Source organism: Thalassospira sp. MCCC 1A03138 (genome assembly GCF_002115785.1).
Taxonomy (GTDB): domain Bacteria; phylum Pseudomonadota; class Alphaproteobacteria; order Rhodospirillales; family Thalassospiraceae; genus Thalassospira.
In genome coordinates this window covers 211344-231889 of record NZ_JFJY01000002.1, presented here as the reverse complement: position 1 = coordinate 231889, position 20546 = coordinate 211344, and the positions used below count along the sequence as shown (strand labels likewise).

Genomic DNA, 20546 nt, shown 5'->3' with positions numbered 1-20546 from the left:
AACCGATCAGAACTGGAATTTCGCCTGTAGAGCGATGATGTCGACCTCTGATTCGTATTCACCTCTGAAGGTGCCGACATTGGTTTCTGTGTGATTGACGGTTGAGTTGTGGGCAAAGATATGAGTGTAACCGAGACTTACGTCGGCCCAGTCTGCGACTTTGTACGATGCGCCAAGAGATAACCAGTAACGGTTTGAATCCGGAATACGAACAGAACGGTATTCGTCAGATATGGGTGTCTGATCGTAGGCCACACCACCGCGGAAGGTCCAGTTTTCATCGTAGCGATATTTAGCGCCGAGCGAATAGAACCAGGAACTGCTCCAGTTATAGACGTCAGCAGTGCTGTTCTGGTTTCCAGCGAAGTTGACGTTGGTGTCGCCACCATATCTGAAGTTCAGTGTTCCAATCGATTCCCAATTGGTCCACTGACCATCAGCCATGATCGTCCATTTTTCCCCAATATCCTGTGCAATGCCAAAGGTAATGTATTCGGGGGTGGTAACTTTGGCTTCTGCCGTTTGATTACGGTACCCACCAGCTTGGGCAGCGCTATCAAACGTGATGTCGCCTTTCAGGTTGTGGGTGATTTCCGAAACATAGGATGCCCCGATACGGGTGCCGGTCGGCAGTTCCCAGTTCATACCGGCAGTCCAGCCTGCGGCAAGGTCGTCACCGGTAACATCGCCATTACCCTCGCCGGCACCAAAGCCCACGGCTTTGGCCAGACGTGCATCCATATATTGGATCTGCGCCCCGCCACCAACGGAAAGTCCATTGTCAAAACGGTAGGCCAGAACGGGTTTGACGTTCGCTGTTTTGATGGCGGATGTGGTGCCGAAGAAACGACCGGCAAAGTCGCTTTCATAGTCGGTTACTAACCCCCAAGGTGTTGTGAGCGAGATGCCCAGATTAAGCTGGTCTGTCAATGTCCAGACGGCATGCGCATTTGGAACAAGGGCATCCTGACCCATATCTCCGTAGGTAGCGTTTGATACGCTGCCTGCCGCGTTAGTAAGTGTGCTTGAGGTAAAGCTGCCGCTTTTGAGTTTCACATTTGGCATTACAAGGCTTGTGCCCACCGAATAGGTCGATTCTCGGAGTTGGCCAACAGAGCCTGGGTTGAAGAATATTTGCGATGCATCATCCGTTTGTGTGGACATGCCAGCAAAGGACGAACCCTGTAGACTGCCACTGACTTCGCGAAGCTGAAAGCCTGAAGCATGGGCGCTGCCGCTTGCCGCAAGTGCGCAGATGAGTGCTGTTCCGGAAGCTGCCCCCCACAGGCAGCTTTTCTTGAATTTGGACGTCATGGGTTTCTCCCTGGATCATAACGGTTTTGAAGAATGCGCTTTTTGCGCCCGCTTTTATTTTTGAAGGTCTTTGGCATCGACCCGGATAAAGTCGATGTCGTAACCCTTTCTTTCGAAGCTTGTTTTCAGAAGCCTGCCGTCATCGCCATACCAGAGATCGCGTTGGACATCCCCGGTCATGACATAGTGTGTGGCGGGTATTTCCCGGTTATTGATGGCAAGTGTTTCTGTCCCGGTTTTCCGGGTTGTCACAGCGTAAGGTTCGGCATTGATTACGCTGTAAAGGCTTGTTTTCGTGGTGATATCCTCGCGCCAGAGCGTAAGGGGCCATGCGCCGTCACAGGCATCGCGTTTCGCAACACCCTTGCCGGCGACCTCGAAACAGTCACCTTCATATTCAGCCTTGTAGGTATATGGGGAGCCGTCATCATTTGTATCGGTATCAACGGACACAAGTTGATCGTTCCGCCATTTTTCAAGGCGTGAATGGCCATATTGGAATTGAAGGAAAAGGACTTTCACATCGGTGCGCGTGGTGATGGTGGCGGTATAACCATCGGGCGTGTCGGTGATTTCGACCGTTTCAAAGCCGATGGGTTCCCCATCCTTCAAGACCTGATAATTCAGTGTTTCGTCGGCATGCGCCGATGAGATTGCACCAAGGCTTCCGATCAGGCCGGCGGCCAAAGTGCAAAGAACGGTGCTTTTGATAAAGCTGTGCCGCATCCCTGTTCCCCTGACGTTAGAAATCAATCCAGCATGGATGAAAGTTTTGCCGCGACTCCCATGGAGCCCTTGATCTTGAGCTTGCCCATTGTAAAGGCGAGCATCGGATCAAGTTTGCCGGCAATCATCTTTTCCAGATTGGCTTTCTTGATTTTCAGGATGCAGTCCGCGTCGCTCATATCGTCATCACTGATTTCCGGCTCGGGGCCGGTCGCATCAATGACTATATGTCCGTCTTCGCCGCAATCAAAGGCAACCACGGCATTGAGGCCGCGCAATTGCGGAAGTTTCTGTTTTACGGATTCGAGGATATCCTCCACGAACGCCTCCCTGTGAAGCTGATGTTGTTTTTCTGTTTATGTCAGCACTGTAACGCAAAGTGACGTTAACGTAAAACAAATTACGATATGGATAGTTGGGCTCCTATTAAGTCACTGATCTGGATAAATAATCGACCGCAAAATTGCGGTTCCAGACAGCAAAAAGGACCCGAAACTTCCGGGTCCTTCAATATACAACTACGCGTATAGGTAGTATTTCCGGCAGGCGATATCAGGATACGATCTGCCAGCTTCCATCCGGTTGCATGCAGGCTGTGCCATAGCTTTGCTGCTGATTTCCGCCAATGACAGTTGTTGCCGTATATTCGTGACAGTAACGTCCCGCCGTATTTTGCCATGTCCGGGTTGGTGTCATATCAAACTGGCGTTGCGACTCCGGGTTGATCCAGCGGGCCGTCTGTCCGTCCGGAATTTGTTGAAGGGCATATCCCGTGCAGGCGACATCGGCCTGATCAAGGCTTTGCCCGACGGAGTACCCAGCCAGAAGGCCAAGGATCGCACCGCCAATCATGGCAACGTCACGACCGCTGCCTTTGCCAATTGTCGATCCGATTGCGGTTCCCGCACCGCCACCAATCAATGCGCCAATCACATCGCGGTTGCATCGCAGGAAATTCCCGTCTGATACGAACATGTCGGATCGATATCCGCGGTCATAATCCCTGCGATGGTGTTTATCATGATGCTTTGCACGGTGACCGTGCGCCGGTGCCCAGGGTGGCGGGTCGGCAAAGGCCGTCGCCGGAATGGCAACCGGTGCGACGATGCCAACAGAGACCGCAGCGGCCATAATGCGTCGGGACCATTTCAAGCCTGTCACTTCCGGCGTTCCTCATTCTCATGAAGGATATAACCCGCACCGGTGCCCACGACCCCGCCAATTAAAGCCCCGCAGGAAATACATCCGCCCGTGACGGCTGTGCCAACAACGCCAACACCGGCACCAATGGCGGCGCCGCTCAGCATTTTCTGGTCCCTGTCACCCAAACCGCTACAGGCCGATAATCCCAGTGTGCTGGCAACGGCCAATGTAATAGCTACGTTTCGCATCTCTCGTGTCCTTCCCATTTTGTTTTATCGTGGTGGCATTCCGGGAAATGGATACGCCGCCGATCAGACAGTCTGATCGGGCAATAAGGAAGGCATCGGGCGGCTTTAAGGAGAGAGTGCGGCAGATAAGGTAACAAAAAGGCATCGGGGAATGCCTTGATTCAGAACGCGTTTTCGCCTGTGATTGATGCGATTTTGAAACATCATTTGCGTTGAAACGGTTCAGACATCCCGCTAGCTTGATGGTGCGATCACGAGCGCGATAACAAAACCGCCAAGATACCAAGGGAAACATCATGACATTTGCGGCCTGGTTGTCCGTTGCGACAATCTGCATCCTTGGCGCGATGACGCCCGGCCCCAGCCTTGCGGTTGTTTTGCGATATTCCGTCGGGCAATCCCGTCAGGCAGGATTTGCCTGTGCGGTGGCGCATGGTTTGGGCGTCGGTTTTTATGCCGTCATTACCATGACCGGCCTTGGCATACTTTTCCAAACGGTTCCGGCATTTCGCAATATCGTCAGCGTCCTTGGCGCGCTTTATCTGATCTATCTGGCGATCAAGGCCTGGCGTGCGGCAGGGTCAGGCGCACGGTTCGAGTCTGATCAGGGTGGGCAGGTTGCAGATACAATGACGCAGGCGGCACGCGATGGTTTCATGATCGCGTTTCTGAACCCGAAGATTGCGCTGTTCTTCCTTGCCCTGTTCAGTCAGTTCGTGTCCCCGGAATTTGAATGGGGCGGTAAATTCCTGCTGGCTTTCACCGCGGCGGGGATTGATGCCGCCTGGTACTGCCTTGTTGCGGTCGGCTTATCGCATGGCGCGGTTTTGCCGTGGCTGCGCGCACATTCGATGTGGATCGAACGCATCATCGCAATATTGTTTGTCGTGATTGCGATGCGGGTCATCATTGGCATATTGCCGGTTTGATCAAACGAGTTTTTGATCGCCTGGTTAGCCTGTCTGCAACGCAAAGCTTTTCACTTCTTCGATGATCCAGTTCCGGAACGCCCGCACCGTCGGGCGGTTCCAGCGGGATTCCGATGACACGAGCCAATAGGCATAGGGTGTCGGGGCGCAGATTTTGAACGGTTCAATCAGATCGCCATTGCGCAATGCGTCCTGAATGATGACGGGCCAGCCAAGCATCGCACCGTGGCCCGCCATTGCGGCCTCAAGTGCGAGATATCCGTCGGAAAATGTGATTTCCTGCCCTGAAAGCGGTTCATCCGTTCCGGCGGCATCCAGCCAGTCCTGCCAGGCGAAAAAACTGAGGCGGTCGACAATGCGGGGCCCGCGCGCGATGTCGGCCGGCTCGCGAAAGCGGTCCTTGAGTGACGGGGCGCAAACCGGCAGCATTTGCTGTTCAAGAAGCTTGTGCGCCCGCAATCCTTCCCAGCCACCGCGACCGAACCGTACCCCGATGTCAACATCGTCACGATCAAACGATGTCAGCCGATTGTCGGTTGAAATCCGGATATCAATTTCCGGGTGGCGGTCACGGAACCGGCCAAGACGCGGCACCAGCCATTTTCCGGCAAAAATCACCCCGGTTGTCACGGTCAGGACGTTTTCGTCCTGCCGCGTTGCTGCGGCAATGCTGTCGCGGATGCGGGTAAATGCATCGCTTAATCCCGGCAGTAATCGTTGACCCGCTTCAGTCGGGATCATGCCCTTGTCGGTTCGGGCAAAAAGCTCCAGCCCCAGAAATTGTTCAAGCGTTTTAAGCTGCTGGCTAACTGCACCTGGCGTGACGTTGAGTTCGTCGGCCGTGCGCAGAAGTGTTCCGTTTCGGCCAATCGCCTCGGCGGTGCGCAGACTGTTTAACGGGGGAAGCGGTGCTCGTTTCATTTTAGAAAATCTAAAATCATTTCAAAATAGATGAATTGAACCATTCACGCGATCTGTTGGAATGTCAATCACGCAATGCCCGATGATCCCGGATCGGCAGAGCAGAAGATTTAGTTCATCTAAAGGTGGAAGGTGAAATGAAGGATTTCCTGTGCGGTCTTTTTCAGATGTTCTTTGCGCCACCGGCTGAGCCCGATCCCTTGGCTGGTTTCACGCCCCGGATGCTTGACGATCTGCCATTGCGTCCGTGCGGTGTTTTTACGGGCTACCGTCATTTTCAAAATACAGGAGAACACAATGAACATCGCGAAAACGATGAAAACCCACCCGTATCATATCGTTGATGTTTTTGCGTCATCGGTGCTTGGCGGCAATCCGCTTGCGGTGGTGATGGATGCGGATGATTTATCGACCACGGTGATGCAGGCGATATCGCGCGAGTTCAATTTGTCTGAAACGACCTTCCTGATGCGTCCGAAAACTGCCGGCGGTGCGGATTGGAAACTTCGCTCGTTTACCGGGGCTGGGGTCGAGGTTGGTGGAACCGGTCATAATGCTTTGGGGGCATGGTGGCTGCTTGGTCATCTTGGTTTGTTACCCGCCGGTCAGAGGGAATTTACCCAGGAAATCGGTGGTCGTGATCTGCCTGTTGAAGTCCTGAAAGGAAAAGACGGGATTACTGTGACCATGGATCAGGCGTCGGCGGAAGCGCGCGCGGTTCTATCTGATCTGGATGCGCTTGCCTTGGGGCTTGGTGTTTCGCGTGACGACATTGGTATTGGCAATGTGCCGGTGCAAACCGTTTACACCGGGACGGCACATCTTCTGGTCCCGATGCGTAGCCGATCTGTCATTGCCAATGTGGAGCCCGATGTGCGCCGTCTGCGCGATATTCTGGCAACGGTTGGGGCGGAGGGGATTTATCTGTTCTCGCTTGATCCGGAAGACAGAAGCATGACCGCGCATGCGCGTTTCTTCAATCCGACTGCCGGTATTGTCGAGGACCCGGCAACGGGCAGTGCCGCGGGGCCGCTGGCCTGGCAACTGGCAAAGTACTGTTACGCGGATGCGAACGCATCGGTCAGAATCATACAGGGCGTTGAAATGGACCGGCCCAGCGTGATTCGCATCGAGCTGGATGGTGATTTCATCAAATTGTCTGGTGGTGCGGTGCTTGCGGCATCCGGGGAATTATTTGTGTAAGGGCGGCTTCGTTTTTACAAGGGTGACCGGCGGGGAGGGCTTGCTTTGCCTTGCCGGTAATTCCCAATTGTCGGATTTGCGTTGAGCGACCCGGTTTCTGCGGCTAGCATGCGGCCAAACAAAGCAAAATTCTGGAAACGTTCGAAAATCTGCCAAAAGTGCCACGGGTGACACATATATTATGTCCCCATGTCGCGGACAAAATCAGACAGGTTCTCGTACTGCTTCGTTGTTTTGCAGTTCGTTCACGCAATTTCGGGCTTTCAGGCCCGTGATACTCAGGCTTTCCCCGCCACCACCCTTGCCGGAGTATTCCGATGACCCAAAATCAGGACGGTGTTGCACCGTCTGAAACCTTGTCTGCTGTGCCCCCGGCGCAGCAGAATGAAGACACGCGATCAGCCGATCCTGCGTCACGCGGATTTCGTCACCTTGGTCCGCATATCGGCTTTTTGCTGGCGCTTTTGCTTTTGGCAGCGAACATGCGCGGCAGCATCGTTGCCATGGGGCCGCTTGCCGAGATTGTCGGCGTTGATTTGCAGCTTTCGGGCGTGCAGCTTGGCCTGTTGACGACCATCCCGGTTCTTAGTTTTGGTGTGCTATCGATTTTTGCGCCGCGTCTTGGGCAGCGGTTCGGGTTGGAGGCAACGCTTCTGACCATGCTGCTGTTTATTGCGGTGGGGCAGGGGCTTCGCGCAACGGGCAGCTATGGCATCATGATTGTTGGCACGATCATTCTTGGGTCGGCGATTGCCGTTTTAAATGTGCTGACGCCGTCGCTGGTGCGGCGCAGTTTCCCGACCCGTGTTGCTTTGATTACAGCGCTTTACACCTTTACCATGTCGACCGGTGCGACGGTTGCGGCATTCGCTGCCATTCCGATACGAAACGCGGCGGATGGTGATTGGCGGTATTCATTGGGGATCTGGGCGGTGTTTGCCGCCTTTGCCTTCCTGTTGTGGCTGCCAATGTTGCGCTATCGCCACAAGGGACCGGCACCCGTTTCTGTCACACAGGTTTCGCTTTGGAAAAATGCCGAGGCATGGTGGCTTGCGCTGTTTTTCGGGTGTCAGTCCCTGATGTTTTATACCGGCACCGCATGGGTCGCGAAGGTCTTCATCGATAGCGGCATTTCAGAGGGTGAGGCCGCAACCCTTCTGACCATCTTTAACGTGTTTGGCATTCCGTCCGCGTTTGCCGCCCCCCTGATCTATTCAAAAATCGCCAACAAGAAACTGGCGATGGTCATTTTGCATGTTCCGCTGATGATCGGTATTCCCGGCTTTGTTTTTGCCACGACCGAGCTTCCCTATCTTTGGGCGTTCTGCATGGGGCTTGGGCAGGGGGCGATGATCAGTATCGCCTTGACGCTGGTGGGTATCCGCGGGGCGGACCCGCAGACCTCGGCCCGGTTGTCGGGTATGTGTCAGTCGGTTGGTTATTTGCTGGCGGCTATCGGCCCGGTTCTGTTTGGCGCCCTGCATGATCTGCTTGGCAACTGGGAGGCGGCCTTGTCCTTCCTGTTTGCGATTGTGTGCGTTCAGATGATTGCAGCGCTGCGTGCCGGGTCGGCCGCGAAGATCGGCGGATAACGTTTCACGTATCGCCTTCATCAGAGTTGATTGCCCGGACATTAAACCGTCCGGGCTTTCTTTTGCGCGGGGGATGAGGTTATTCGGCGGCTTCGGCAAGCGGGGTGATATTGCGCGCTTCGTTTGCCAGTTGATCGAGTTTCTGCAGGACTTCGTGGGTTGCGGTTTCCATGCGGGCGAAGGCCGTTTCCGCAGCAACGATATCGCGATTCCTGAAGGCCGTGATCGCCGCCTGACCGGCTTCGTGTTGTGCCAGATGCGGTGCCCGGATCGCGTCAAAAGACGGCAGATGGCGGAACGGTTTTGATGCCGGGCTGTCATACCATTTGCCAAACCGGCAGGCTTTGGCATCGCCCATGTGGATATCGGCACTGCTGCCCAGTCCGGCCAGAAGTTCGGCAACGGATTTGAAGAAGACGGCATGCTCGGCGCGGGCACTTCGTATGGTCCGGTTTGGAATTTCATACTGAACGAGTTCGGAAACCTGTGTTTCGATCAAGCCTTCGACCTGTCCGATAACGCCGATGGCGGACCGGATGGCCGCAACCTGCCCACCGGTTTGCCCCGCGATGCCGGTAATGCCATCGCGGACGGCATCGGTTGCCTTGTTCTGTTCATCAAGGATGGTTGAAATATCGGCGATACGACGCGTCGTGTCTTCCATCTTGCTGCCGATGTCACCCATTTCGCGGGCAACATCATTCATCACATTCTGCCCGTGTGAAACGGCATCATTGCCGCGCGCCATGGCATCGACGATGCCCTGTGTTTCGCCCTGCAGATTGACAATGCGGCTGCGGATTTCCTCGGTCGCGCGTGCGGTCTGCTGGCTAAGCGCCTTGACCTCGCCCGCGACGACGGCAAATCCCTTGCCGGCTTCGCCCGCGCGGGCGGCCTCGATTGTGGCGTTGAGCGCCAGAAGGTTGGTTTCGGCGGCAATTGCCTCGATCGATGCGACAATTTCGCCGATTTTTTCGGATGCCTCGGCCAGGGCATCGACCCGGCCGGATGCATCGGAAACCGCATGTGCGATGTCATCCATGCTGCCAACGGCTTCCCTGACGGTTTGCTGGCCGTTGCGTGTGGCGGTGATGGCATCGGACGCGTTATCGGCAGCAGCGCGGCCATTTTCGGCGATGTGGCTAATGCCTGAAACCATTTGATCAATGGCAGCCGAAATAGATTGTGCCTTGCGGTCGACATCTTCGATGACATTCATCATGCGGGCATTGGATACGGCACTTTGGTTGATCGCAACCGACAGATCCATCGTGCGATCAAGCTGCTGATCGGCAAAGGCGTTTTCCGATGCATTGTGGCGTTTGACGGCACTGGCATCGCAATAGGCGGTCAGGGTCAGTTCGATATCAAGCAGCATGACCGATGTCAGCGAAGTGACAATGCTTGCCGCCTGACCGGCGTTCCATCGATGGCGGGTAATGATCGCCTCGATCAGGGCATCGGTGATCGCATTATAGGTCGCGATGTAAAGTTTGGGGGTAATGCCGTGGGTTTCGTGGGCCTGGCCGATCTGGCTGGCCTGGATGACGAACGCCTCGTCAATCTTGCCATCAAACAGGTTTTTCCAGTGATTTTGCAATGATTTCGTCAGGGACGCGATGGTCGCCTCCGAAAGCGGGGTGGCTTTCAGGTCGTCACTTTGGCTGATGGTTTTGTAAAAGCCTTCGGCGCGTTTGGCCGATTGATCGTGGATCAGCCCGGATGCCTTGCGCAAGGTGCCAAACGTTCCGGGCAGCACATTATAAAGATCCAGACGATTTTCCAGTTGCGACACAACCAATTCCCCTTACCCCGGTCTGACCGCGCGGATGGCGGTTCTTATACATATGGGTGGGAACTTTAGGGTTGGTGAATTCAATCGGCAATGAAATTCGTTGTCGGGATATATCCGTTGGAAGATGTCATGCGGCGTTTGACTGTGCTGTTTCAGCCCGACAGGTTGCAATGATCCAGTCACGGAACGCCCGAACCGCAAAGTTGTTTTCCTTTTCTTCGGGGTAAACAACGTAATAGGCATGCCGGTTGGGGATCGATACGTCAAACGGGGCGACAAGCCGCCCGTTATCAAGTTCTTCGCGCACCAGAAATTCCGGCAGAAGGGCCAGCCCCAGTCCGGCCACGGCGGCCTGGATCACCATGTGGAAATGCTCAAACCTCGGACCGGCAAGTTCATCCACAACCGCAACGCCGGTTGCAGCCAGCCAGTCCTGCCACGCACGTGGACGGGTGGAATGTTGCAACAGGGTGCAATTGCGGACCCGTTCACGCGCAATTGGCAGATCGTCATTTTCCTTAAGGATTTTGGGCGCGCAAACCGCAATCAGGGTTTCACCCATCAGACGGTGAAACACGCAGCCGGGCATGTTGTCCTCGCCAAAATGGATGGCGATATCGATGCCTTCGCGGGTGAAATTGAATTCGCGGGTCTGGGTGATCAGGTTAAGCTGGATATCGGGCCATGTGGTTTTGAAATCCCCCAGTCGCGGCACCAGCCAGCGTGCGCCAAAGGTCGGCAATGTCCCGACATTCAGCATCCCGCCCGCATCGGAATAGGCCATGACCTGCAGGGTTGCGGCTTCTGCGCGATCCAGAAGATCGCGCACCTGTGCGGCATAGGCTTCGCCCGCCGCGGTTAGCTTCAGGCGCTTTTTCACCCGACGAAAAAGATCCCGGCCCAGATATTCCTCCAGTGCGCGGATCTGGCGGCTGATAGCACTTTGCGTCACATTCAGTTCCTCGGCCGCACGGGTAAAGCTCAGATGCCGGGCAGAGCTTTCGAAAAATTGCAGGGCAGTGAGGGACGGCAGGACGCGACGCATGTGTTTTTATCCCCAAGTTCATTACCAAATGGAATGATATGGTGCGAATATATCGTTTGTGAGATTTCCTGCCAAGCCTTAGCATTTCAATGGTTCGGAACCCCTCGTGCCACCACATGATCCTTCCGGACAGTAAAATTGATCGGGTAATTGATAATATTACGGAAGGAGAGGCAGAAGTGCCCCAGCCAGTTAAATCCCCGCTAGACAGCCAGCTTGGCGCTGTTCTTAAAGCTGTTCTTGGTGCGGAAAAGGCCGATTATCTGTTTCGCATGATTGATGTGAATGACCGGCTTTTGGCCGATCCTGCGAATGAGGCCGGAAAAGTCAGCCGCCTGACGATGGCACAGGCGCTTAACATGATCTTGTTTGATGGTCTTCTGGAAGCCGTTCCCGAAGGCAAAGCCTATTCCGAGGATAAACTGGCCGCGGGCGAGCCGATCATTTTCGATCATGGTGCCATTCGTACCGTTGATGGCCCGGCGACCGGCGCATTGCCGCGCGGTCATGTTGCCATGGCGCGCATTCTTGCCCCGCTTGGATTTGATGTTGCCGGTGTTTATCCGCTGTCGCGTTTGAAAATGACGGGTCGGGCGTTTTGCCATGCTGATGAACCGGAACTGATTGCGCAGTTCTTTGTGTCCGAACTTCATGTCGAAGAATTCAGCCCGGCCTTCCAGCAGGCGGTTGCCAATACGGTTGGCAAATCGGTTGATCCGCTGTCGCCCGGTGCCAAGGTCCTGCTGGATCAACTGGCTGCTAACGGCACTGTCAACTTTGCCGATGCGACCAAGCTTCTGCCGGTTCTGGTCAAATGTTTCGGCGCGCAGCACGGCCCGGTAGCCGAGGCCGATTATGAGGTCCTTTTGGCAGAGTCGGCAGAAATGGCGTGGATTTCGACCGAAGGCAATGCGTTCAACCATGCAACGGATCGGGTTGACGATATCGAGGCGGTTGCCAGCGAACAGCGCGCCAAAGGCCGCCCGATGAAGGAAAAGGTCGAAATTTCAAGCACCGGATCGGTGCGTCAGACCGCATTCAAAGCAACCCGTGTCCTGCGTCAGATGCGTGATGCCAATGGCGATCTGGTGACCCGTGATGTGCCCGGTTCCTTCTATGAATTCATCAGCCGTGATCACGTGCGTGATGAGGCGACCGGGGAACAAAAACTTGATCTTCGATTTGACAGCAGCAATGCACAGGGCATCTTTAAAATGACTGCCGGAAACGCGGCGGCATAAGAAAGCAAAAAAGACCGGAATGCCGGAACGGATTATACCGTTCCGGTTTCAAAACATTCTATCGGGTGACAGGCGATCATGGGATCAGTGGACGAAAATTATGATGTCATCATTGTTGGCGGGGCGGTTATCGGAAGCTCCGCCGCGTGGTTTTTGACCGGCCGGGATGATTTCAAGGGCCGGGTTCTGGTCATTGAAAAAGACCCGAATTATGAATTCTGTTCGACAACCCTGTCGGCGGCATCCATCCGTCAGCAGTTTTCGACCCCGATCAATATTGAAATGTCGGGTTTCGGCATTGAATTCCTGCGCAACCTGAAACGTGATCTTGATCCGGAAGTCGATATTTCCTTCCATGAAAAGGGCTATCTGGTTCTGGCGACCGAGTCCGGGCGCGATATCCTGCGACAGAATCACGCAACCCAGACCAAGCTGGGGGCTGATATCGTCTGGATGGAGCCCGATGAACTGGCGGCCAAATATCCGTGGATGAACACATCCGATCTGGCGGCGGCCTGCTGGGGCCGTACCGGCGAGGGATGGTTTGATGCCTATTCCCTGATGCAATCCTTCCGCAAACAGGCCCGCCGTCAGGGGGCCGATTATATCGATGGCGAAGTCGTCGAGGTTCTGCGCGATGGCGATCAGGTCACGGGTGTGGTCCTGAAAGACGGACGGCGGTTTGGTTGCGGGGCGCTTGTCAATGCGGCGGGAACCGGTGGATCCAAAGTTGCCCGCATGGTGGGGCTTGAAATCCCGGTGGAGCCTCGCAAACGCTGTATCTTTGTGTTTGATTGCCGTGATGCGGCCGACATCAACGCGTCCTGCCCGATGCTGATTGATCCAAGTGGCCTTTATGTCCGTCCCGAAGGCGATCTTTTCATTACCGGCATTGCGCCGCCCGCGGATCGTGATCCGGAATGCTGGGACTTCGAAGTCGATTACAGCCTGTTTGACGACATCGTCTGGCCGGGACTTTACGAGCGTTGTGAACGGTTCGAGGCGATCAAGATGGTCAATGCCTGGGCCGGTCATTATTCCTATAACCTGCTGGATCAGAACGCGATCATCGGTCCGCATCCGGAGGTAAAGAATTTCTTCTTTGCCAACGGGTTCTCGGGCCATGGCTTACAGCAAAGCCCGGCAGTTGGCCGTGGCCTTTCGGAACTGATCGTCGCAGGCCATTACCAGACCCTTGATATGTCCGTGTTCGGCTATGAGCGCATCCGCGACAATGCCCCGGTTCTGGAATTGAACGTAATTTAAATCGATTTCGCAACGAATATTCGAGATCAATAACTTAACGATGAAAGCCGGAGCAACCCCACATGCCCCGTGACGATATGACCAACCAGACACAAGATGCCGCGATTGACGCCGCCACCATCACGGCACGCCAGAAACACAGCGTTTCAAATGGTATTCGCACTCTGCACCCGATTTATCTGGATCGGGCGCTGAATGCTGAAGCCTGGGATATCGACGGCAATCGCTATATCGATTTCATCGGCGGGATCGGGGTGCTGAATACCGGGCATCGCAATCCGGTCGTCATGGCCCGTGTGGCACAGCAGTGCGAACGCTTTACCCATTCCTGCTTTAACGCGTTGCCGCATGAACCTTATGTCGCGGTAACCGATTGGCTGGAGCAAAACTGCCCGATTGAAGGTCCGGCAAAATCGATGCTGACCAATTCCGGGGCGGAGGCGATGGAAAATGCCCTGAAACTTGCCCGTGCCTTTACCGGCCGGACGGGTGTTCTGGCCTTTGAGGGGGCGTTTCATGGCCGAACGCTTGCGACCCTTGCGCTGACGGGCAAAACCAAACCCTACAAGACCGGGCTTGGGCCGCTTCCGGGGCCGGTTTACCATTTGCCATATCCCTGCCGTGAAACCGGTGTATCGGTGGCCAATGCAATGGACGCAATTGCCAAATTATTTGCCGTATCGGTCGATCCGGGCAGTATCGGTGCCGTGGTGATCGAACCCGTGCAGGGCGAAGGTGGTTTCAGGGCGTGCGACGCGGCCTTTCTTGTCGAACTGCGCCGTCTTTGCGATGCCAATGGCATGGTTCTGATTGCTGATGAAATCCAGTCGGGCTTTGGCCGGACGGGTAAGATGTTCGCCATCGAGCATGCCAATGTCTGCCCCGATATTATCGTGATGGGCAAGGGTATTGGCGGTGGCTTCCCGCTGGCGGCGATCACGGGGGCCGAGGATGTGATGAATGCCCTGTTGCCCGGTGGTCTGGGCGGGACCTATTCCGGTAATCCGGTGGCCTGTGCGGCGGCGACCGGTGTGTTCGAGGTGCTGGAAACAGACGGCATTTTGAACCGTGCCAAGCAGCTTGGCGAAAAATATGCCACCCATATTGCGTGGTTACGTGATTTGCCCGGTGGGCAGGTCATCGGTGCAATGCGTGGAATTGGCGCAATGCGCGCCTTCGAACTGGTTGCAGATGACGGGGCACCGTCGCCGAAACGTCTGCAAACATTATTGCAACTGGCTCGTGCAAGCGGGCTATTGTTGATGCCAAGTGGTGAACACGCCAATGTGGTGCGCCTTCTGGCCCCGCTGACCATTCCGTTCGAACAGGTCGATGAAGCTTTTGCGATCATCGGCAAGTTGCTGCCAAAGCTGGCGGCGGTATCGGATGCGGATGACCGGTCGTGATCGCCGTAAAATTCAAAAAGAAGGGAGCTTAACCGTGAGTTTCAAAAACATTCTGACCGAACTGGGCCTGTCCGAGGCCGAGATTTCCAATGGTACGCTTAAGGTTCAGACCCCGGTTGACGGTTCTGAAATTGCGGCTGTTGCCGAGACCGACCCGTCGGAAATGAACGACATCATTGCGCGTTCGAAAAAGGCATTTGCCCAGTGGCGTCAGGTGCCCGGCCCGCGCCGTGGTGAACTGGCCCGTCTTCTGGGCGAGGAACTGCGCGCGGCCAAGGAACCGCTGGGACGTCTGGTGTCGCTTGAATGCGGCAAGATCTATCAGGAAGGTCTTGGCGAAGTTCAGGAAATGATCGATATCTGCGATTTCGCCGTCGGCCTGTCGCGCCAGCTTTACGGTTTGACCATCGCGTCCGAACGTCCGGGCCATAAAATGATGGAAAACTGGCATCCGCTGGGCGTTGTTGGCGTCATCTCCGCGTTTAACTTCCCGGTTGCCGTCTGGTCATGGAACACTGCGCTGGCACTGGTCTGCGGCAACGCGGTGATCTGGAAACCGTCGGAAAAAACCCCGCTGACAGCCCTTGCCTGCCAGAAAATCTTTGAAAAGGCGTTGGCGAAATTTGGTGATGCCCCGGAAGGCCTGCATCATGTTGTCATCGGTGATCGCCGCATTGGCGAGGCCCTTACCGACAGCCATGATGTGGCACTTGTTTCGGCAACCGGTTCGACCCGCATGGGCCGCGAAGTTGCCCCGCGTGTGGCGGAACGTTTTGGCCGGACCATCCTGGAACTGGGTGGCAACAACGCCATGATCGTTACCCCGTCTGCCGATCTTGATATGACCGTGCGTGCGGTTGTCTTCTCGGCGGTTGGGACCTGTGGCCAGCGTTGCACATCCCTGCGTCGCGTGATTGTCCATAAGGACGTCAAAGACGAATTGCTGCCGAAAATCGTTGCTGCCTACAAGTCTGTCAAAATCGGTGATCCGCTTGCCGATGGCACGCTTGTCGGTCCGCTGATTGATGAGGACAGTTTCAACAACATGCAGACCGCGCTTTCCAATGCCAAGAAAGACGGCGGTACGGTCCATGGTGGTGAACGCGTGTTGGCTGATCAATATCCGAATGCCTACTACGTCACCCCGGCGGTTGTTGAAATGCCGTCGCAGACCGAAACTGTGCGCAACGAAACCTTTGCGCCGATCCTGTATGTGATGACCTATGAAACGCTTGAAGAAGCCATTGCGCTTCAGAACGGTGTGCCACAGGGCCTGTCATCCTGCATCTTCTCGACCGATCTGCGCGAAACCGAACTGTTCCTGTCGGCTGTTGGTTCGGATTGCGGTATCGCCAACGTCAATATCGGCCCGTCGGGTGCGGAAATCGGCGGTGCGTTTGGCGGTGAAAAAGAAACCGGTGGCGGACGTGAATCGGGTTCGGACGCATGGAAAGGCTATATGCGCCGTGCGACCAACACGATCAACTATTCCCGCGAACTGCCGCTGGCGCAGGGGATTAAGTTTGATATCTGATCGCGCGTTTGATTGTGCTTTCAATAAACCCCGTCGGTTTTCCGGCGGGGTTTTTGTTTGGGCGTTCTGAAAAAAAAAACGGCCCCCGAAGGGACCGTTCTCTCTAATTCTGTTTCCAAGCTTGGCTTGATTAGCCAGCTTTGGAGAAACGTTCTGCAACATATTCCCAGTTCACCAGGTCGTTGATGAACGCTTTGACATAGTCCGGGCGCGCGTTGCGGTAATCGATGTAGTAGGAGTGTTCCCACACATCGCAACCAAGCAGCGGGGTCTGACCGTGGACCAGCGGGTTTTCCGCGTTCGGGGTTTTGGTCACGACCAGCTTGCCGGATTTATCAAGCGCCAGCCAGCACCAGCCAGAACCGAACTGGGTTACGCCAGCCTGAATGAAGGCTTCCTTGAAGGCATCGACAGAGCCGAAATCTTCAACGATTTTCTTTTCCAGTTCGCCCGGAATGTTGCCGCCGCCGTTTTTCTTCATCATCTGCCAGAACTCGATATGGTTCCAGTGCTGGGCAGCGTTGTTGAACAGGCCGGCTTTGGATGCATCGCCATAGGATGCAACAACGATTTCTTCGAGCGACTTGCCTTCAAGGCCGGAACCTTCGAGCAGCTTGTTGCCGTTCACAACATAGGCGTTGTGGTGTTTGTCATGGTGAAACTCAAGGGTTTCAGCCGACATGACCGGTGCAAGCGCGTCATAAGCGTAAGGGAGTGCAGGGAGTTCAAGAGCCATGATACAGATCCTCGACTTTCGTTATTGGTTTGTGCGGTCAGCACAGGGCTTCCGCAACATATCCCCATTACCACCTGCCGTAAAAGTGAAAATCCCATGCAACCTGTTGGAAAACTTGTTGCTATGGATGATCACTGTCTTTTGGCTGGTTCGGAAACGGGCATGATGGAAAACCTCGTGGTCTTAATCCTCGGCCTTTATCTAGGACAAAGGAAGCAGCGCGCAATGCCTTGGACAGCTTTGCGATATTCCATACCCTTTAAACAAGCTGAGGCGCGCATCGTTCCATGGACGCGAAAATATTTTGAATTCTGCGAATGTCTGCCCGACAGGCTTCTGCCGTCGGGCGTCATGTACCCCGAGCCGGATAACCGGTTAGCCTGCTATTCCTTATAAAGGCTGACCATGTTCTGAATATCGGTGCCATTGCGGATCATCACGTCATATTCCCCCTTTTGCAGGCGGGAAATATCGATACGGCACGGGAAAGAGCCGCAATCTTTGTTCAGCGCAATCGATCCGTCCTGAAAGGACAGGATGACTTCGCCTTTTGCCTGATCAGCATGGATGGTGACACTGTCGGTGGTCGCTTTCGGTGCGACACGGATTGCAGCCAGTGCGGCTGTCGTCACTGTCAAAACTCCGACGAGGGCGATTACAACCGGCTTGCTGCGCAAAGATCTAAACATGATGTTTCCTCGCGCTTCTTTTTGGTGATGCAAAGATGCGCGGTGAAGACGGGAAAATGGGGGCGCAAATGCGGCATTTCAGTGCCGAATGTTTCGATTTTCCAACCGTCACATGTAAAAAGCCCCCTGAACAAAAGGTTAGGGGGCTTTCTACAATCAGTTGAGATGCGAAATTTTTATGAAATCTCTATTTCCGGCGTTCCATTGCGGCCTTGAGAGCCGCAGCCATGGCACCACCGTCATTTCCGGTATTGCCCTGACCGCCTTGATGATTTCCGCCGCGTTGCGGGTTGTGCCGCCCGGTGTTTGTGCGTGCCTGATGGCCGGGATTGCTTTGATTGCCACGGGACTCGGTACGCTTTTCACGGGTGCCTTCATAATCCGGGGCCGATTTCATCGACAGACCGATACGTTTGCGCGGCGCATCGACTTCCATGACGGTAACCGACACGATCTGCCCCGCCTTGACGACTTCACGCGGGTCGGAAACGAATTTGTCCGCCAGTTGCGAAATATGAACCAGCCCGTCCTGATGGACACCGATATCCACAAATGCCCCGAAATTGGTGACGTTGGTGACGGTACCTTCAAGTTTCATTCCGGTCTTGAGGTCCTTGATCTCGTTCACGCCATCGGTGAATTTCGCGGTCTTGAATTCGGGGCGCGGATCGCGGCCGGGTTTATCAAGTTCGGCCAGAATGTCGCGGATGGTTGGGACGCCGAACACATCATCGGCATAATCATCCGGGCGCAGGGTTTTGATGAAGGGCGAGTCGCCAATCAGCTCTGCCAGCGGTTTGTTGGAACGGGTGCTGATACGTTCCACCAGTTTATAGGCTTCCGGATGCACCGCCGATGCATCAAGCGGGTTTTCTCCGCCACGAATGCGCAGGAAACCGGCGCATTGTTCGAACGCTTTGGGGCCGAGGCGTTCTACCTTGCGAAGGTCCGCACGTGACCGGAACGCGCCATTGATATCGCGATAACCGACAATATTGCGCGCCAGCGTTTCCGAAAGGCCGGCAACACGGGTCAGAAGCGGAATGGAGGCGGTGTTGAGGTCAACCCCCACACCGTTCACGCAATCCTCAACCACGGCATCAAGTGATTTGGCCAGTTTGGTTTCCGATACGTCGTGCTGATACTGCCCGACACCAATGGATTTTGGTTCGATCTTCACCAGTTCTGCCAACGGGTCCTGTAGGCGGCGGGCGATGGATACCGCGCCACGCAGCGACACATCCAGATCCGGGAATTCCTCGGCGGCAAATTGCGACGCGGAATAAATCGATGCACCGGATTCGTTGACGATGACCTTGGTCGCCTTAAGGGCCGGGAAGCGTTTGAGTAACTGACCGGCGAGATCGTCGGTTTCACGCGAATAGGTGCCATTGCCAATCGCGATCAGTTCGATCTTGTGGCGGGCGGCAAGGGCGGCCAGTGTATTCAGCGCGCCTTCGACGTCATTGCGTGGCTGGAACGGGTAAACGGTTGCGGTATCAACCATCTTGCCGGTGGCATCGATCACGGCAACCTTGACACCGGTACGCACCCCCGGATCGAGGCCCATGGTGGCCTTCTGCCCGGCCGGTGCGGCAAGCAGCAGGTCTTTGAGGTTATCGGCAAAGACCTTGATCGCGTCTTCTTCGGCGCTGTCACGAAGGGTGCCAAACAGGTCAAGTTCGATGGATAGCGACAGTTTGACCCGCCAGGTCCAGCGAACCGTATCCACCAGCCATTTGTCTGCGGCACGGCCACGATCCGCAATACCGACATGGGCGGAAATCATGATCTCGGCCCGGCCCTGCTCGGTGCGGGGGCGGTCTTCGTCGGCTGCACCGAGTGTCAGTTTAAGTTGCAGGATGTTTTCGTTGCGCCCCCTGAACAGGGCCAGTGCGCGATGTGACGGGCAGGTTTTGATTTTTTCGGAATGTTCGAAATAGTCGGAAAACTTGGCACCTTCGGCCTGTTTGCCATCAATCACGCTGGCGCTGATTTCGCCGTCATTCCACAAAAGATCGCGCAGCTTGGCGACCAGATCGGCATCCTCGGCAAAGCGTTCCATCAGGATTTGACGGGCACCATCAAGGGCGGCCTTGGTATCTTCGACGCCTTTTTCGGCATCGACATATTTGGCGGCTTCGGTTTCCGGATCAAGGTTCGGATTGCCGTACAGATCATCTGCCAGCGGCTCAAGCCCGGCTTCGCGAGCGATCTGGGCCTTGGTGCGGCGCTTTTTCTTGTAGGGCAGGTACAAATCTTCAAGGCGGGTTTTGGTATCTGCCTCGTTGATGGCCTTTTCAAGTTCCGGCGTCAGTTTTTCCTGTTCGCGGATGCTTTCAAGCACGCTTGAACGGCGTTCTTCCAGTTCGGTCAGATAGCGCAGGCGTTCTTCCAGCGTACGAAGTTGGGTATCATCAAGACCGCCGGTTTTTTCTTTGCGGTAGCGCGCAATGAATGGAACGGTGGAGCCCTCATTGAGCATCTCGATGGTGGCAATGACCTGTTCCGGCCGGCATGAAAGTTCTTCGGCGATACGCTGGGGAATTGGACGCATGGTTTCTCCTTGGTTTGCTCGTCTGCCTGAAATAGCGGCTTTCGGGCAGGGGGGAAAGAGCCAGTTTCGGATAAATGGCTGTCTGCATGTTTGGTGGATTTTGTCGTTGAAATCCCAAGCTGCTGAAATCGAACGGATTTTGGAAATCCTGCCAGATATTGCTGCCCTATAACTTGCCCCGACGGTGCAGGCGGGCTATTT

At 55.2% G+C, this 20546-nt stretch carries 20 protein-coding genes; 8 read left to right on the top strand and 12 right to left on the bottom strand.

The genetic code is table 11. The annotated features are described in order from the left end of the window. Positions 1–6 precede the first annotated feature (6 nt). The 5 genes from TH468_RS05845 to TH468_RS05825 form a co-directional block, all read right to left on the bottom strand. Positions 7–1314 (bottom strand): OmpP1/FadL family transporter, encoded by a 1308-nt coding sequence (locus TH468_RS05845; RefSeq protein ID WP_085642628.1) that lies wholly within the window; start codon positions 1312–1314, stop codon positions 7–9. 54 nt (positions 1315–1368) lie between these two features. Next, the gene (locus tag TH468_RS05840) at positions 1369–2040 is read right to left on the bottom strand and encodes a DUF6134 family protein (RefSeq protein WP_085642627.1); all 672 of its coding nucleotides are present in this window, start codon (positions 2038–2040) and stop codon (positions 1369–1371) included. A 23-nt stretch (positions 2041–2063) separates the two neighbouring features. Then, positions 2064–2360, bottom strand: a complete 297-nt coding sequence (locus tag TH468_RS05835) for an SCP2 sterol-binding domain-containing protein (RefSeq protein ID WP_063092425.1) — start codon at positions 2358–2360, stop codon at positions 2064–2066. A gap of 232 nt (positions 2361–2592) precedes the next feature. Further along, entirely contained in the window at positions 2593–3201 is a 609-nt protein-coding gene (locus tag TH468_RS05830; protein ID WP_085642626.1) for a hypothetical protein, read from the bottom strand. Continuing rightward, a complete protein-coding gene (locus TH468_RS05825) occupies positions 3198–3431 on the bottom strand; it encodes a glycine zipper domain-containing protein (RefSeq protein WP_040060230.1) in 234 nt (77 codons plus the stop codon). The genes TH468_RS05830 and TH468_RS05825 overlap by 4 nt, the downstream gene beginning before the upstream one ends. Positions 3432–3727: 296 nt before the next feature. On the opposite strand from TH468_RS05825, the gene TH468_RS05820 reads away from it, so the two are divergent. Further along, positions 3728–4360, top strand: coding sequence for a LysE family translocator (locus TH468_RS05820; RefSeq protein WP_085642625.1), 633 nt, complete (start codon positions 3728–3730; stop codon positions 4358–4360). Positions 4361–4384: 24 nt separating this feature from the next. Here TH468_RS05820 and TH468_RS05815 read toward each other — a convergent pair whose 3' ends face one another. Both TH468_RS05815 and TH468_RS21585 read right to left on the bottom strand, forming a co-directional pair. Continuing rightward, positions 4385–5281 carry a LysR substrate-binding domain-containing protein gene (locus tag TH468_RS05815; RefSeq protein WP_085642624.1) on the bottom strand — a complete coding sequence of 299 codons (897 nt, stop codon included), beginning with the start codon at positions 5279–5281 and terminating at the stop codon, positions 4385–4387. A gap of 119 nt (positions 5282–5400) precedes the next feature. Further along, positions 5401–5556: a hypothetical protein gene (locus TH468_RS21585; RefSeq protein ID WP_168177089.1), complete on the bottom strand. Its 156-nt coding sequence runs from the start codon at positions 5554–5556 to the stop codon at positions 5401–5403. Positions 5557–5578: 22 nt separating this feature from the next. On the opposite strand from TH468_RS21585, the gene TH468_RS05810 reads away from it, so the two are divergent. Then, positions 5579–6484 carry a PhzF family phenazine biosynthesis protein gene (locus TH468_RS05810; protein ID WP_210402220.1) on the top strand — a complete coding sequence of 302 codons (906 nt, stop codon included), beginning with the start codon at positions 5579–5581 and terminating at the stop codon, positions 6482–6484. A 317-nt stretch (positions 6485–6801) separates the two neighbouring features. Beyond that, complete coding sequence (locus TH468_RS05805) at positions 6802–8076, top strand: MFS transporter (RefSeq protein ID WP_085642623.1); 1275 nt, start codon at positions 6802–6804, stop codon at positions 8074–8076. A gap of 79 nt (positions 8077–8155) precedes the next feature. Here the strand turns inward: TH468_RS05805 and TH468_RS05800 are convergent, their stop codons facing one another. Then, on the bottom strand, positions 8156–9871 hold the full coding sequence (locus tag TH468_RS05800) for a methyl-accepting chemotaxis protein (protein ID WP_168177088.1): 1716 nt from the start codon (positions 9869–9871) through the stop codon (positions 8156–8158). A gap of 127 nt (positions 9872–9998) precedes the next feature. Further along, the gene (gene gcvA, locus TH468_RS05795) at positions 9999–10916 is read right to left on the bottom strand and encodes a transcriptional regulator GcvA (protein WP_062960499.1); all 918 of its coding nucleotides are present in this window, start codon (positions 10914–10916) and stop codon (positions 9999–10001) included. Between the two features lie 179 nt (positions 10917–11095). Between gcvA and TH468_RS05790 the strand changes: the two genes are divergently transcribed. The 4 genes from TH468_RS05790 (at position 11096) to TH468_RS05775 (ending at position 16363) form a co-directional block, all read left to right on the top strand. Next, positions 11096–12157 (top strand): DUF1338 domain-containing protein, encoded by a 1062-nt coding sequence (locus TH468_RS05790; protein ID WP_085642997.1) that lies wholly within the window; start codon positions 11096–11098, stop codon positions 12155–12157. Between the two features lie 78 nt (positions 12158–12235). After that, positions 12236–13423 (top strand): FAD-binding oxidoreductase, encoded by a 1188-nt coding sequence (locus TH468_RS05785; RefSeq protein ID WP_085642621.1) that lies wholly within the window; start codon positions 12236–12238, stop codon positions 13421–13423. A gap of 62 nt (positions 13424–13485) precedes the next feature. Then, entirely contained in the window at positions 13486–14829 is a 1344-nt protein-coding gene (locus tag TH468_RS05780) for an aspartate aminotransferase family protein (RefSeq protein ID WP_085642620.1), read from the top strand. 34 nt (positions 14830–14863) lie between these two features. Further along, positions 14864–16363, top strand: coding sequence for an aldehyde dehydrogenase family protein (locus tag TH468_RS05775; protein ID WP_139834653.1), 1500 nt, complete (start codon positions 14864–14866; stop codon positions 16361–16363). Between the two features lie 130 nt (positions 16364–16493). Here TH468_RS05775 and TH468_RS05770 read toward each other — a convergent pair whose 3' ends face one another. The 3 genes from TH468_RS05770 to TH468_RS05755 all read right to left on the bottom strand — a co-directional run bounded on the left by TH468_RS05770 (position 16494) and on the right by TH468_RS05755 (position 20345). Then, entirely contained in the window at positions 16494–17099 is a 606-nt protein-coding gene (locus tag TH468_RS05770; RefSeq protein ID WP_007088675.1) for a superoxide dismutase, read from the bottom strand. Between the two features lie 383 nt (positions 17100–17482). Beyond that, the gene (locus TH468_RS05760; RefSeq protein WP_062950398.1) at positions 17483–17788 is read right to left on the bottom strand and encodes a hypothetical protein; all 306 of its coding nucleotides are present in this window, start codon (positions 17786–17788) and stop codon (positions 17483–17485) included. Between the two features lie 187 nt (positions 17789–17975). Then, entirely contained in the window at positions 17976–20345 is a 2370-nt protein-coding gene (locus tag TH468_RS05755) for a Tex family protein (RefSeq protein ID WP_085642618.1), read from the bottom strand. Here TH468_RS05755 and TH468_RS21580 point away from each other — a divergent pair. Then, positions 20344–20517 (top strand): hypothetical protein, encoded by a 174-nt coding sequence (locus tag TH468_RS21580; protein ID WP_167710591.1) that lies wholly within the window; start codon positions 20344–20346, stop codon positions 20515–20517. The two genes, TH468_RS05755 and TH468_RS21580, sit on opposite strands and share 2 nt — an antisense overlap. Positions 20518–20546 lie beyond the last annotated feature (29 nt).